General features: G+C 69.0%; 15 protein-coding genes. 7 read left to right on the top strand and 8 right to left on the bottom strand.

All coding sequences use genetic code 11. From position 1 onward, the window contains the following. The first annotated feature begins 38 nt into the window (after window positions 1-38). From LI92_RS15750 to LI92_RS15765, 4 genes are read left to right on the top strand one after another with little or no spacing between them, the layout of a single operon-like run. The gene (locus tag LI92_RS15750; RefSeq protein ID WP_046320416.1) at window positions 39-896 is read left to right on the top strand and encodes an SDR family NAD(P)-dependent oxidoreductase; all 858 of its coding nucleotides are present in this window, start codon (window positions 39-41) and stop codon (window positions 894-896) included. An 11-nt stretch (window positions 897-907) separates the two neighbouring features. Continuing rightward, window positions 908-1,828 carry a hypothetical protein gene (locus tag LI92_RS15755; protein ID WP_046320418.1) on the top strand — a complete coding sequence of 307 codons (921 nt, stop codon included), beginning with the start codon at window positions 908-910 and terminating at the stop codon, window positions 1,826-1,828. A gap of 1 nt (window position 1,829) precedes the next feature. After that, window positions 1,830-3,299 (top strand): flavin-containing monooxygenase, encoded by a 1,470-nt coding sequence (locus tag LI92_RS15760; RefSeq protein WP_046320421.1) that lies wholly within the window; start codon window positions 1,830-1,832, stop codon window positions 3,297-3,299. Beyond that, complete coding sequence (locus LI92_RS15765) at window positions 3,296-4,186, top strand: MerR family transcriptional regulator (RefSeq protein ID WP_046320423.1); 891 nt, start codon at window positions 3,296-3,298, stop codon at window positions 4,184-4,186. The genes LI92_RS15760 and LI92_RS15765 overlap by 4 nt, the downstream gene beginning before the upstream one ends. Before the next feature lie 17 nt (window positions 4,187-4,203). On the opposite strand, the gene LI92_RS15770 is transcribed toward LI92_RS15765, so the two are convergent. From LI92_RS15770 to LI92_RS15790, 5 genes are all read right to left on the bottom strand, one after another. Beyond that, window positions 4,204-4,473: a metal-sensitive transcriptional regulator gene (locus tag LI92_RS15770; protein WP_046320425.1), complete on the bottom strand. Its 270-nt coding sequence runs from the start codon at window positions 4,471-4,473 to the stop codon at window positions 4,204-4,206. Window positions 4,474-4,540: 67 nt separating this feature from the next. Beyond that, complete coding sequence (locus LI92_RS15775) at window positions 4,541-5,887, bottom strand: salicylate synthase (RefSeq protein WP_046320426.1); 1,347 nt, start codon at window positions 5,885-5,887, stop codon at window positions 4,541-4,543. Between the two features lie 69 nt (window positions 5,888-5,956). Beyond that, window positions 5,957-7,138 carry a radical SAM family heme chaperone HemW gene (gene hemW, locus LI92_RS15780; protein WP_046320427.1) on the bottom strand — a complete coding sequence of 394 codons (1,182 nt, stop codon included), beginning with the start codon at window positions 7,136-7,138 and terminating at the stop codon, window positions 5,957-5,959. 49 nt (window positions 7,139-7,187) lie between these two features. After that, a complete protein-coding gene (locus tag LI92_RS15785; protein WP_046320429.1) occupies window positions 7,188-7,457 on the bottom strand; it encodes a hypothetical protein in 270 nt (89 codons plus the stop codon). After that, a complete protein-coding gene (locus LI92_RS15790) occupies window positions 7,454-7,990 on the bottom strand; it encodes a hypothetical protein (protein ID WP_286135141.1) in 537 nt (178 codons plus the stop codon). Before LI92_RS15790 ends, LI92_RS15785 begins: the two co-directional genes overlap by 4 nt. 408 nt (window positions 7,991-8,398) lie before the next feature. Between LI92_RS15790 and LI92_RS15795 the strand changes: the two genes are divergently transcribed. From LI92_RS15795 to LI92_RS15805, 3 genes are read left to right on the top strand one after another with little or no spacing between them, the layout of a single operon-like run. Further along, complete coding sequence (locus tag LI92_RS15795; RefSeq protein ID WP_046320430.1) at window positions 8,399-10,078, top strand: nitrite/sulfite reductase; 1,680 nt, start codon at window positions 8,399-8,401, stop codon at window positions 10,076-10,078. Then, the gene (locus LI92_RS15800; protein ID WP_046320432.1) at window positions 10,075-10,800 is read left to right on the top strand and encodes a phosphoadenylyl-sulfate reductase; all 726 of its coding nucleotides are present in this window, start codon (window positions 10,075-10,077) and stop codon (window positions 10,798-10,800) included. Before LI92_RS15795 ends, LI92_RS15800 begins: the two co-directional genes overlap by 4 nt. Beyond that, complete coding sequence (locus LI92_RS15805; RefSeq protein ID WP_046320434.1) at window positions 10,779-11,519, top strand: sirohydrochlorin chelatase; 741 nt, start codon at window positions 10,779-10,781, stop codon at window positions 11,517-11,519. Before LI92_RS15800 ends, LI92_RS15805 begins: the two co-directional genes overlap by 22 nt. Before the next feature lie 57 nt (window positions 11,520-11,576). Here the strand turns inward: LI92_RS15805 and LI92_RS15810 are convergent, their stop codons facing one another. The 3 genes from LI92_RS15810 to cysT all read right to left on the bottom strand — a co-directional run. Further along, window positions 11,577-12,620 carry a sulfate/molybdate ABC transporter ATP-binding protein gene (locus LI92_RS15810; protein ID WP_046320436.1) on the bottom strand — a complete coding sequence of 348 codons (1,044 nt, stop codon included), beginning with the start codon at window positions 12,618-12,620 and terminating at the stop codon, window positions 11,577-11,579. Continuing rightward, entirely contained in the window at window positions 12,617-13,432 is an 816-nt protein-coding gene (gene cysW / locus LI92_RS15815; RefSeq protein ID WP_046320438.1) for a sulfate ABC transporter permease subunit CysW, read from the bottom strand. Before cysW ends, LI92_RS15810 begins: the two co-directional genes overlap by 4 nt. Then, on the bottom strand, window positions 13,429-14,205 hold a 777-nt coding region (gene cysT / locus LI92_RS15820; protein ID WP_046320441.1), incomplete at its 5' end, for a sulfate ABC transporter permease subunit CysT. The genes cysW and cysT, both read right to left, overlap by 4 nt.

The raw sequence follows: 14,205 nt of genomic DNA on the forward strand, positions 1-14,205 counted from the left end.
CCATTGACTAATGGCACCATTGTCGGTTGACTCAGTCCATGATCTTTGGCCGCTCGCCGAAACGCAGCCACGACGCGTCGGCCGTCGTCACCGGCGCCGGCAGCGGCATCGGCGCCGCCTTCGCCCTCGAACTCGCCCGCCGCGGCAGCGCCGTGGTCTGCAGTGACATCGACGACGACAGCGCCCGGCGCACCGCCGAGGCCATCACCGGTGCCGGCGGTCGAGCGACCGCCGTGCACTGCGACGTCTCGGCGATCGATGAGGTCACCGCCCTGGCCGAGGCCGCCCAGTCCTGGTTCGGCCATCCCCCCACCCTGGTGATCAACAACGCCGGCGTGGGTGCCGGGGGGCGCCGGATCGGCGACATGGCGCTCGACGACTGGACCTGGACGCTCAACGTCAACCTGTGGGGCCCGATTCACGGCTGTCATGTGTTCACCCCGGTGCTGCGAGCAGCGGGGTCCGACCGGCCCCGGGGCATCATCAACGTCGCCTCGGCCGCATCCTTCGGCGCCGCGCCGGAGATGGCGGCCTACAACGTCAGCAAGGCCGGCGTGTTGTCACTGTCGGAGACCCTGGCGGCCGAACTGTCCGGCACCGGCATCGGCGTGACCGTGCTGTGCCCCACCTTCGTCAAGACCAACATCGTCGAATCGGGCCGGGTCACCGCGCAATCCGGCGAAGCCGCCAACCTGCTGATGCGCTTCACCGGGATCTCGGCGGAGCGGGTGGCCCGCGACTGCCTCGACACCCACGACCGCGGCGGTCTCTACTGCATGCCGCAGCTGGACGCCAAGATCGGCTGGAACGTCAAACGTTTCGCCCCGGAGACCTTCACCCGAAGCATCGGGCTGGCGTTTCGTGCCGGTGCGGCACTGCCGGGAAGGGCCGACTGAAGGAGAGGTAGATGGCTCTCGACATGGACGTGATGCTCGCCAAGATCAAGGATCGACAGTGGGCTCTGGCGGACATCGACTGGGACGCACCGGGAGCCGAACTGATCCGCCCCGACATGGTGCCCAACCTCAAAAAATTCATGGCCGACCTGTGCTGGATCGAGAACATCGGCGCCCGCGGGTTCGCCGCCTTGGCACGCAAGGCGCCGACCGCGACGCTGGCCGAGATCTACCGGTACTTCCACGCCGAGGAGCAACGCCACGCCAACGCCGAACTGGCACTGATGAGGCGCTGGGGCATGCTCGACGACGGCGAGATTCCCGAACCCAACGTCAACATCCGGTTGGCGATGCAATGGCTCGACGACTACTCCGACGACCTGCCGCTGTCGGTTCTGGGCACCGTGATCCCGATGCTGGAAGTCGCACTTGACGGCGCGCTGCTCAAATTCCTGCTCGACGAGGTCGACGACCCGGTCTGCCATCAGGTGTTCGAGAAGATCAACAATGACGAATCCCGGCACATCGCAGTCGATTTCGAGGTGCTGGAGATGATAGGCCGCGCCGATGCGCGCCGGCTGGCGATCGAGTTCGTCGGCACCGTGGCCTCGCCATCGCTGATCATCGGCGCGCTGATCTCGATCCCCCTGCTCAACCGGGTTCGCAATGAGGTGATCGGCATGGGATTGGACCCCCAGCGGCTCTACACCGCCCTGCTGCGTTTCACGCAGTTCGGTGAGCGCGGCGAACACACCCGGCGGGTGCCGGCCTACCGGATGGTCAAGCGCTACTCGAGCTGGATGGCCAACCCGGACAGTCCCTACCACCTGCTGGCCAACCCCGCGGTCTGGCTCTCCGGCTTCTACCCCAAGCGCCTGCTCAAGCCCATTCCCAGCTGGTTCACCGAACTCACCCACGAGCCGGCCGCCTGACGTGGCGCGCGCACACACCTACCAGACGCTGATCGTCGGCGCCGGGTTCACCGGTATCGGCACGGCGATCAAGCTGGCCGAAGCCGGCCTCGCCGGCGCGAGCGAGATGGTCATCCTGGAGCGCAGCGACCGCGTCGGCGGTACCTGGCGCGACACCCGCTATCCCGGTGCGGCGTGCGACATCCCGTCGCTGCTGTATTCCTTCTCCTTCGTCGCCAACCCCGGCTGGTCACGGGCGTATCCGTCGGCCGGTGAGATCTGCGCGCATATCGAGGACATGGTCGACAAGTTCGACCTGCGCCGCCACATCCGCTTCGGGACCGCGGTCACCGGGCTGGAATTCGACTCCGGCACCGGGGTATGGACGGTGTCGGCGGGACGCCGGAAATTTCGGGCCCGCACCGTGGTACTGGCCTCAGGGCCGCTGCCCGACTGCAGCTTCCCGGCCATTCGGGGCCTTTCCAGCTACACCGGTCACAAGATCCACAGCGCCCGCTGGGACCCCGACTACGACTTCAGCGGCAAGCGCGTCGCGGTCATCGGCACCGGCGCCAGCGCGGTGCAGATCGTGCCGGAGCTGGTCGAACGGGCCGGATTCGTCAAGGTCTTTCAGCGCACGCCCGGCTGGGTGCTGCCCCGCCTGGACCTGGAGATGCCGCCGCGAGTCCAGGAACTGTTCGCCAAGGTCCCCGCCGCCCAGCAGCTCGCCCGCCAGGCGCTGTTCTGGGGCCACGAGGCCAGCGCCACCGCACTGGTCTGGAACACCCCGCTCAGCAACCTGGTGGCGCAACTGGGCAGGGCCCACCTTCGCGCGACGGTCAAAGACCCGTGGCTGCGCCGCCAACTCACGCCGGATTTCACGCCCGGCTGCAAGCGCATGCTGGTCTCCAGCGACTACTACCCCGCGCTGCAGCGCGAGAACTGCAAACTGATCGACTGGCCGATCGCCACCATCAGCCCGGACGGCATCCGCACCAGCGACGGCGTGGAACACCGGCTGGACGCCATCGTGTTCGCGACGGGCTACGACGTGCACCTGACCGGCCCGCCGTTTCCGGTCACCGGGATGGGCGGCAGGTCGCTGTCGGCGGACTGGAGCGGGGGCGCTCAAGCCTTCAAAAGCATCCAGGCGCACGGTTACCCCAACCTGTTCTTCAGGACCGGACCCAACTCGGGGCCGGGCCACAACTCACTGCTGGTCTACGTCGAAGGCCAGATCGACTACGTGGTGCGGGCGATCGGCGCGATCCGCGCCAAGCGGCTGCGCTACCTCGACGTGCGCGACGACGTGCAGCGCCGCCACAACGAACAGATCCAGCAACGGCTGCGCAAGACCACCTGGATGTCGGGCTGCCGCAGCTGGTACCTGACCGACGAGGGCTTCAACGCGTCCATGTACCCCGGCTTCGCAACGCAGTATCTTCGGCAGATGCGCAGTTTCCGCATCGCCGACTACCACGCGGTGGCATGACCGCGGCGGATCGTGCAGGCCGGCCGGACTCCATCGCCGCCGTGCTGGCGAACCTGCGCCGGGTGCCCCGCCGGGTCCGGCGCGAGTCCCGCGAGATGATCGAGGCGGCGGTGACGCAGCTCTTCGAGATCGTGGTGCGCCATCCCGGCGGCAACGCGGCTTCCCGGGAGTACCGGATCGACGACCTGGCCCGGCTGGCCGGAACCACCAGCCGCAACGTCCGGGTGTATCGGGACCGGGATCTGCTGCCGCCGCCGCGCCGGGTCGGCCGGATCGCGTTGTACAACGACACCCACCTGACCCGGCTGCGGCTGATCACCTCGATGCTCGACCGCGGCTACACCATCGCGCACGTCAAGGAGATGCTCGGCGCCTGGGAGCAGGGCAAGGACCTGGGCGACATCCTGGGGCTGGAAAGCGCGATCGTGGGCGCCTGGACCACCGAACGGCCCGACACCATGTCACGCCAGGAGGCCGAGCGACGCATCGCCGACCCGCAGGCCCTGCGGCGCCTGGTGCAACTCGGGGTGATCCGTCTGGACGGCGCCGAGGCCACCATCACCCGACCGAAGCTCATCGAGGCGTTCAACGAGGTCCGCGGCTACGGGATCGGCATCGACAAGCTGATCGACCTCTACGAGCAGAGCCTGCCGCACATCGACGCGATCAGCCAGATGCTGGTGCGGGCCGGCGCCGAACACGTCCTGACCCGGATCCAGCCCGGCGCACCCCTGCCGGCCGACACCGAGATCGCCGAGCTGATCGGCATGCTGGTGCGGCTTCGCACGCAGGCCGTCGCGTCGGTCACCGCCACGCTGGCCTCATCGATCGAGTCGACGATCGAGTCGATGGTCAGCAGCCTGCTCGCCGAGTCGTTGCTGCGCTGAGCTGCCGGGACAAGCAGCTACGCCAGCGCCAGGAACAGCTTCTCGAGCTCATCTTCGGTCAGCGGGGCTTTGCCACCGGCCGACTCGCCGGCCAGGCATTCGCGAAGCCCACTGGCAACAATCTTGAAGCCCGCCCGGTCCAGTGCCCGGGAGACCGCCGCGAGCTGGGTGACCACGTCTTTACAGTCGCGGCCGCTCTCGATCATGGCGATCACCCCGGCGAGCTGGCCGTGCGCGCGGCGCAGCCGGTTCAACACCGACTTGACGCTCTCTTCGTCATCCAGCACGTGAGATCCTCCACATCCGTCCGTAATACCCTCTAGGGTATCGCACCGGAGGGTGTGCCGACGAGCTTCAGTCCTGGGCGATCAGGTACGGGGCCAACGTGGCGAGCTTCTCGCAGGTCTCCACGAACTCCCGCTCGGGCCGCGACTCGGCGATGACTCCGGCCCCGGCCCGCAGCCAGCAGCGCCCGTCCTGCTCGTAGGCCGCCCGCAGGGTCAACGCCGCATCCAGCCCGCCATCAGCCGAGAACATCACCACCGCACCCGAGTACAGGCCCCGCGGGCACTCGTCGAGCCGAAGGATGGCGTCGATTCCGGCCGCCTTGGGTATGCCCGACGCGGTGACCGCCGGGAACAACGCCTCCAGGGCGTCCATCCGGTCCCGGGACGCATCGAGGCGTCCGCGCACGGTGGAGCCCAGATGCTGCACGCTTCCGCGTTCGCGCACGGTCATGAAGTCGGCGACGAGAACGCTGCCGGGCTCAGCGATCTCGGTGATCTCCTCCACCGACGTGCGCACCGAGATCGCGTGCTCCACGATCTCCTTGGGATCGGATTCCAGCTCGGCCCGAACCGGCCCGTCGATCACGGGGTCGCCGGTGCGGGCACGCGTGCCGGCCAGCGGCTCGGTGACCACCGTGCCATCGCCACGGACCTCGGCCACCAGCTCCGGGCTGTAGCCCAGCGCCCGAATACCGCCCAGCCGCAACAAGAACGATCGCGCCGGAGTGTTGTGCCGCCGGCCCAACCGATAGGTGGAGGGAAAGTCCAGCGCGAACGGCACGTCGACACAGCGCGACAGGATCACCTTGCGGTAATCGCCGCCGCGGATCTCCTCGACGGCGGCCGCCACGCGATCGCGATAGCCCGCGCCCCCGGTGTCCACCGCGATCGACGACGGCTCGGCCAGCCCGGGCACGCCCTCGGCCAGCAGCCGCTCCAGCGCCGTGACGGTGCGGTCGTCGTAGCCGAACAGCTCGACCTTCTCGGCGGTGACGACGATCCGGGTCTGCGGCCAGAACACCCGCGCCAGCGCGGTGCCCGGCGCCAGGCGCTCGCCCAGCCCGAAGCGGTAGGCGCCGAATTCGAAAGCGACCCAGCCGAACACCTCGGCGTCCTCCAGCAGCAACCGGTCCACCGCCTCGCCGAGCACCGCGGCCGGGCGGCCCCGCCAGTGCTCGCGCCGCACCACCCCGTCGCGGACCGTCCGCAGCTCGTCGCTGTCGAGCTCAACAGCCGCACGCACCCCGGCGGCCAGGGTCCAGCTGCCGCCCCGTTCGTAGAGCAGGTACTCCTGACCGTCGCGTTCCGGCAACGCCGCGGCCAACGCGGCGGCGAGGTCGGCCGGCGCCACGCCGGGCGGCAACGGCACCGTCAATGCGGCTTCGGAGACTGCTTCGACACCGACCTCGGTCACAGTTAGTAAATGTAGCCTAACCTACCCGGCTGCGCGCCGCGGCCCCTCGGACCGCCGCCACCGGCACAGCTACCCGAGCAGCGACCGCACCACGGCATCGGCCAGCAGCCGGCCGCGATCGGTCAGCACCAGCCGCTCGCCGTCGCTGAGCACCAGCCCGTCGCCGATCGCGGTGGCGGCCCGTTCGCGCTCGTCGGCGTCGAGCAGCGCCAGCGCCAGCCCGTCGCGCATCCGCAGGCGCAGCATCACGTCCTCGGTGTGCCGGTCGGCGTCGGAGAGCTCCTCGAAACCCGCCACCGGCAAGACGCCGTCCGCCAGCAGTTGCGCGTAGGCGTCGGGATGCTTGACGTTCCACCAGCGCAGCACGCCGTCGTAACTGTGCGCGCCGGGACCGGCACCCCACCACCGGCCGCCGCCCCAGTAACCCAGGTTGTGCCGGCAGGCCGCGCCGGGCCGGCTCCAGTTGGACACCTCGTACCAGTCCATCCCGGCCGCCCGCAGGCGGCTGTCGACAAGTTCGTAGCGGTGCGCCAGCACATCGTCCTCGGGCGCGGGCAGCTCACCGCGCCGTACCCGGCGGGCCAGGGCGGTGCCCTGCTCCACGATCAGGCCATACGCCGAGACGTGATCAACGCCGGCCTCCAGCGCGGCGTCCACCGACCGCAGCAGGTCGTCGTCGGTCTCTCCCGGCGTGCCGTAGATCAGATCGATGTTGAGATGCGCAAAGCCCGCAGCGCGTGCCTCGCGCGCGGCAGCCACCGGCCGGCCCGGCGAATGAATCCGGTCCAGGGTGGCCAGCACGTGCGGAGACACCGACTGCATCCCCAGCGACACCCGGGTGTAGCCGGCGGCCCGGATCGATTCGAAGAACTGCGGCGACGTCGACTCCGGGTTGGCCTCGGTGGTGACCTCGGCGTCGGCGGCCAGCCCGAAGTGTGCGCGCACCCGGTCGAGCACGCGCCCCAACCGCTCCGCGCCCAGCAGCGACGGCGTGCCGCCGCCGACGAACACCGTGTCGGCCGGGCGCCCGCCCGCCCGCTCGGCGGCCAATTCCAATTCGCGGTCCAGCGCCGCCACCCAGGCGTCGGGATTCGCCCCGCCGAGCTCCGCCGGCGTGTAGGTGTTGAAGTCGCAGTAACCGCACCGCGCGAAACAGAACGGCACGTGCACATAGACCCCGAACGGCCCGTCGGGCCCGCCCCGGGCCGGCGACACCTCGGGCAGCGCTACTGCGGTCGGGGTCAGTGTCATGGCGTCCGATCATCCCACGGCGTGCCCGGCGCCGCTGCGCGTCGGCGACTCAGTCGGCGGACGCGGGGGTCGCCGGCCCGCCCGCCGACAGCGCCGTCAGATAGTGGGCCAGCGAACCGACCGTCGCGGCAGCGGCAGGACTGCCTGCGGGCGTCAGGCATCCGGCCCAGGCGCCGGGACCCCGGCTGGCCATAATGCGGCCCCCGGACTCGCAGCGGGCGACGGCTTCCCAGTCGAGGGGCTCGGCGTTGGCGGCACCGGACATTTCCGCGGCAGTCACCAGCAGCACGCCGGCGGCCAGCGCTGTGAGTTTCCTCATATCAACTCCACCCTGCTGGCCAGCCAGCGCCGGTCCACTTTGTCCATCGTCACGCGGATGCGGCTGTGCTCGATCACCGGTTCGGGGTTCTCGGCGTTGCGCACCGCCTGATCGACCAACAGCACCACCACGGCGTGGTGGCGGTCGGCGGATTTGAGCACCGCCTCGGCGACGCGGCCGCGGGCCGTGGCGTTGTTGTCGATCAGGTCTTGACGCAGGCGGGTCCCGGAGCGGGTCTGCAGGATCTCGAACTCGCCGGTGGAACCGGCGGTGATGTCGGCGAACTGGCGATCGATGTTGCCGGCATCGATGTTGCTCAGCCGCAACACATAGGCCTGCGCGGCCTGCAGCGCCTGCTCGCCGGCGACGTGGGTCTGGTAGTGCAGCACCGCGAGCCATCCCCCGCAGCCGAGCGTGACCGCCAGCACCGCCACCGCCAGCCAGCGCCTGGCCTTGGCATGACCGCTTTCCCGCGGTGCCGCGCCGCGGGAAGGCGGCTCGGACGCCAGCTCCCACCCGAGGTCCACCCTCATCTGCCCCACCCGCCTTCCGATCGGCTCTGCGTTCTCGGCCGGCCCGGTGCCGACGGTGTGCCGCCCGGTCAGCCGTGCCGATCCATTCCCCCGGCCCCGCACCCTGGAGTGTCGAAGCCCGAGGAAGAGTTTCGCGCACGCCGATCACAACTTTGCGCCGGTAAGGAAGATTTTCGGCATCCATGGCATAATCGCCCGTGTGACCGCCGCCTACTGCACTTCGTCCGGAGTAGCCCTGGTGGCTCGGCGGCATATCGACCTCAAGCGTGTCGGCAGCTGTCGCTGTCTGCCTTGATGTCGTAGAACCGCCCACCTGCACTGCCCAGCTGGCCGCCGGATCTGCGCCGCCGGCGACAGTCGCCGGTGAACCGCGCTCAATCCCGCCGGCTCCTTTTCCGAAGGAGAACCATGACCGCCACTCCGTCCGCTCCGCCGAGCAGGCCGAAGCGCAGCGAGGCCCAGTGGGCGCTCGGCGAGACCGAACCGGTCAACCACAACGAGCAGTTCAAGCAGGAAGACCCGGCGCTGAACGTGCAGGCCCGGATTCTCGATGTGTACTCCAAGCAGGGGTTCGACAGCATCACCAAGGACGACCTGCGCGGCCGGTTCCGCTGGATGGGCCTCTACACCCAGCGCGAGCAGGGCTACGACGGCACCTTCACCGGCGATGAGAACGCCGACCTGCTCGAGGCCAAGTACTTCATGATGCGGGTGCGCTGCGACGGCAAGGCGCTCTCGGCGGCCGCGATGCGCACCCTGGGTCAGATCTCCGTCGACTTCGCCCGCAACACCGCCGACATCTCCGACCGCCAGAACGTGCAGTACCACTGGATCGAGATCGAGAACGTGCCGGAGATCTGGGACCGGCTGGCCGACGTCGGCCTGCAGACCATCGAGGCCTGCGGCGACTGCCCACGCGCCATGCTGGGTTCCCCGCTGGCCGGGGAGTCGCTCGACGAGGTGCTCGACGCCACCCCCGCCCTCGACGAGATCGTCCGCCGCTACATCGGCAACCCGGAGTTCGCCAACCTGCCGCGTAAGTTCAAGACCGCCGTCTCCGGCCTGCCCGACGTCGCCCATGAGGTCAACGACATCTCCTTCATCGGGGTCAACCACCCCGAGCACGGCCCCGGCCTGGACCTGTGGGTCGGCGGCGGGCTGTCCACCAACCCGATGCTGGCCCAGCGCCTGGGCGCGTGGGTTCCGCTGGACGAGGTGCCCGACGTCTGGGAAGCCGTCACCAGCTTGTACCGCGACTACGGTTACCGCAGGCTGCGGTCCAAGGCTCGGCTGAAGTTCCTGGTCAAGGACTGGGGGCCGGAAAAATTTAGGGAAGTTCTCGAACAGGAGTACCTCAAGCGCCCGCTGCTCGATGGCCCGGCGCCCGCGCAGCCCACCGCCCCCATCGACCACGTCGGGGTCCAGCGCACCCGCAACGGCCTCAACGCGGTCGGGGTGGCACCGATCTCCGGACGGGTCAGCGGCGAGAAGCTGGTGAAGGTGGCCGAGCTGATGGAACAGGTCGGTTCGGACCGGGCTCGGTTCACCACCCACCAGAAGCTGCTCATCCTCGACGTTCCCGACGACAAGCTCGACGGCCTGCTCGCCGAGCTCGATGCGCTGGGCCTGCCGGCCAACCCGTCGGCGTGGCGGCGCAACCTGATGGCCTGCACCGGACTGGAGTTCTGCAAGCTGTCGTTCGTCGAGACGAGGGTGCGTGCGCAGAGCCTGGTCCCCGAGCTCGAGCAGCGCCTCAACGACCTCAACGCCCTGCTGGACGTGCCGATCACCGTCAACATCAACGGGTGCCCCAACTCGTGTGCCCGCATCCAGGTGGCCGACATCGGCTTCAAGGGCCAGATGATCGACGACGGCGACGGCAATTCGGTCCCCGGCTTCCAGGTGCACCTGGGCGGCAGCCTGGGTGCCGACAGCGGGTTCGGCCGCAAGCTGCGCCAGCACAAGGTCTACAGCGACGACCTCGGTGACTACATCGAGCGGGTGGTGCGCAACTTCATCAAGCAGCGCAACCCCGGCGAGCGCTTTGCGCAGTGGGCGGTGCGCGCCGAGGAAGACGAGCTGCGGTGAGGCCGCACACCGACGCGGAGCTGCGCGAGCTGGCCGCCAAGGGGGCGGCCGAGCTCGACGGCGCTTCGGCCCGGGAGTTGCTGGAGTGGACCGATACCCACTTCGGCGGGCCCGGCGGTTCGGCCGCCGACTGCAACTACGTCGTGGCGTCGAACATGGCCGACGCCGTGCTGGTGGACTTGGCGGCCAAGGTCCGCGCCGGTGTGCCGGTGCTGTTCCTCGACACCGGCTACCACTTCGCCGAGACCATCGGCACCCGCGACGCGGTGGAGTCGGTGTATGACATCGCGCTGGTCAACGTCACCCCGGAGCAGACCGTCGCCGAGCAGGACAGCGCCCACGGCAAAGACCTGTTCGCGTCCGATCCGGCGACGTGTTGCCGGTTGCGCAAGGTCGAGCCGCTGGCCCGCACGCTGCGCGGCTACTCGGCGTGGGTGACCGGGCTGCGGCGGGTGGAGGCCCCGACCCGCGCCAACGCACCGCTGATCAGTTTCGACGACCAGTTCGGGCTGGTGAAGGTCAACCCCTTGGCGGCGTGGACCGACGCGGAGATGGACGCCTACATCGTGGCCAACAACGTGCTGGTCAACCCGTTGATCGATGAGGGCTATCCCTCGATCGGCTGTGCACCGTGCACCAGGAAGCCCGAAGCCGGCGCCGACCCGCGCAGCGGGCGCTGGGCCGGCCTGGCCAAAACCGAATGCGGGCTGCACGTCTCGTGACCACCACGCTGGTGCTGACCGCCCACGGCAGCCGCGATCCGCGCTCGGCGGCCAACACCCACGCGATCGCCGGACACCTGCGGCGGGTGGCGCCCGAATACGCCGTGCGGGTGGCGTTCTGCGAGCACAACACACCGAGTCTGCCGGACGTGCTGGGCGAGCGCACCGCCGAGAGCGCCGACACCGTCGTCGTGCCCCTGCTGCTGGCCAGCGCCTACCATGCCCGCGTCGATATTCCGGCGATGATCGCGCAGTCCGGTGCCGACGTGCGGGTTGCGCCGACACTGGGCGAGGACAGCCGTCTGGTCCAGGTACTCGGGGAACGCCTGACCGCCGCCGGCGCGTCGCGGTTCGACCCCGGCCTGGGTGTGGTGGTGGTCGCGGTGGGCTCCTCGCACGCCGCGGCCAACGCCCAGACCGCCACGATCGCCGGCCCGCTGGCTCGCGGAACACGGTGGGCGGGAGTCGAAGTCGCCTTCGCCACCAGCGGACCCCAACCGTCGGTGCCCGAAGCGGTCGAAGGGCTGCGCGAGCGCGGCGCCACCACGGTGATGATCGCGCCCTGGTTCTTGGCCCACGGCCAGATCCCCGACCGAGTCGCGGCCTATGCCGCCCACGCCGGCATCCCGATGGCCGAGCCGCTGGGCGCGCACCGCCTGGTGGCCGCCACCGTCCTCGACCGCGTCGAAGGTGTGCTCAGCGCACGCAGCGCCGCCTGATCCAGCGAGCGCCTGGCCGAAAAAGCCTGTTACGTAACCAGTTCTCGCCGGGAAAACTCAGCGCCCGGTTGTCGCCACAGCCACGTCTGCGGCCGCCACGTCACTGAGCGGGGGTACCCGGGTGGCCCGCGCGTAGACGGTGTCTCCCTCGGCCAGCGCGAGCGCTTCGGCGTCCCCGCGGGTGATCTGCGCGGTGAACGGCATGTTGGTGGCCGCGTTGGTCAATTCCACCCGAACTTCGAAGCCCAGGACCACCACACGGTCGACGATGGCGCGCACCACCCCGACACCGTCGACGCCGTCGACCCCCGCTGCCGGGACCGCCATGTCCGGAGTACGGCCGACGCGAATGTCGTGCGGCCGGACCAGGGCTCCGTTGAGCGAGGACACCGCACCCAGGAACGACATGACGAACGCGTTCGCCGGGGCGTCGTAGACCTCGGTGGGGGTGCCGAGCTGCTCGATGCGGCCCTGGTTCAAAACGGCGATCCGGTCTGCGACATCCAGGGCCTCGGCCTGGTCGTGGGTGACCAACACGGTCGTGACGTGCACCTCGTCGTGCAGGCGCCGCAGCCAGGCCCGCAGATCCTCGCGAACCTTGGCGTCCAGTGCGCCGAACGGCTCGTCGAGCAGCAGCACCTGCGGGTCCACCGCCAGAGCCCGGGCCAGCGCCATCCGCTGACGCTGACCGCCGGAGAGTTGGTTGGGATAGCGATTCTGGAAACCGCTGAGCCCCACCACTTCCAGTAGGTTGTCCACCTTCTCCTTGACTTCGGCTTTGGGCCGCTTGCGAATCTTGAGCCCGAACGCCACATTGTCGCGGACCGTCATGTGCTTGAACGCCGCGTAGTGCTGAAAGACGAAACCGATGCCACGGCGCTGCGGCGGGACCCCGGGGACGTCGGCTCCGTTGATGGTGATGGTGCCGCTGTCCGGGTGGTCCAGGCCGGCGATCGCCCGCAGCAGAGTCGACTTACCCGAGCCGCTGGGGCCGAGCAGCGCCGTGAGCGAACCGGCCGGAACCGCGAAGTCGACGTTGTCCAGTGCCACGAAGTCGCCGTAGCGCTTGTTCGCCCCCTGCACCGTGATTGCGTTGCTCATTTGTTTACCTTTCCGGCCCGGCGCATATCGAGCACCACCTGAACGATCAACACCAACACCGACACCGCCATCAGCAGTGTGGACAGGGCGTAGGCGCCGTATTCGGCGCCCCGGTTGTAGCGGTCGGACACCAGCAGCGTGAGCGTCTGGGACTTGCCGGGCAGGTTCGACGACACGATCAACACCGCGCCGTACTCGCCGAGAGTGCGCGCAACGGTCAGCACGATCCCGTAGGTCAGGCCCCACCGGATGGAGGGCAACGTGATACGCCAGAACGTCTGCCACCCGCTGGAACCCAGCGTCGCCGAGGCCTCTTCCATGTCGGTTCCCAGCTCGTGCAACACCGGTTCGACTTCCCGGATCACAAACGGCAGGGTGACGAAGATGCTGGCCAACACGATGCCGGGCAGACCGAAGATGATCTTGAAACCCCAGTCGTTCTCGACGAATCCCAGGAGCCCCGACGATCCCCACAGCACGACAAGTGCCACACCGACGATCACCGGCGACACGGCGAACGGCAGATCGATCACCGCTTGCAGCGCGCCCTTGCCCCGGAACTTATTGCGGGCCAATACCAGCGCCGTGGGTATCCCGAAGATGACGTTCAGCGGAACCACGATCGCCACCACCAGCAGCGACAGCTGCAGCGCCGAGATCGCGGCCGGCGTGGAGATGTAGTCGACGAACTGCCCGAAACCCGGGGCGAAAGTGCGCCACAGGATCAACGACACCGGAACGATCAACAACAGGCCGATATAGCTCAGCGAGATGAATCGAATCAGATAGCGGACTTTCGGCGACGACGTCATGACCGCTCCTGCCGCTTGGTCACCCGGGCTCCCAGCACTCGCAGCGCGAGCAGCACCAGGAAGGAAATCCCCAGCAACACCAACGAAATGGCCGCCGCACCGGTCCGGTCGTCGTTCTCGATCAGGGTGCGGATCCACTGCGAGGACACTTCGGTCTTCCCGGGCACCGCGCCACCGATCAGCACCACCGAACCGAACTCACCGATGGCCCGCGAGAACGCCAGTCCCGCCCCGGTCAGCAACGCCGGTGTCAGTGACGGCAGCACCACCACGCGGAAGATGGTGAATCCGGAGGCCCCCAGGGATGCGGCCGCCTCCTCGACTTCGCGATCGATCTCCAACAACACCGGCTGCACGGCCCGCACCACGAACGGCAGCGTGACGAACGCCAGTGCCAGGCCGACGCCGGCCGCGGTGTGCTGCAAGTGCACGTGTACCGGGCTCGCCGGACCGTACAGCGCCAGCATCACCAGGCTGGCGACAATGGTCGGCAGGGCGAACGGCAGGTCGATGAGCACGTCGATGAAGCGTTTGCCGAAGAAGTCGTCGCGCACCAGCATCCAGGCGATCAGGAGCCCGAAGACCACGTTGGCCGCCGTGACTCCGGCCGCGATCGTCAACGTCACCCGGAACGATTCCAGTGCGGCATGTGAGGTCACCGCCTGCTCAAAGGCCCGCCAGCCGCCGCCGGCCGACTGCCAGGCGATTGCCGCCAGCGGCGCCAGCACGATCAATGACAGCCATATCGTCGCGGCGCCCACCCGCAGGGAGAC

The sequence above is a fragment of the Mycobacterium sp. UM_Kg1 genome (assembly GCF_000972925.1).
In the GTDB taxonomy this organism is placed as follows: Bacteria; Actinomycetota; Actinomycetes; order Mycobacteriales; family Mycobacteriaceae; genus Mycobacterium; species Mycobacterium hiberniae.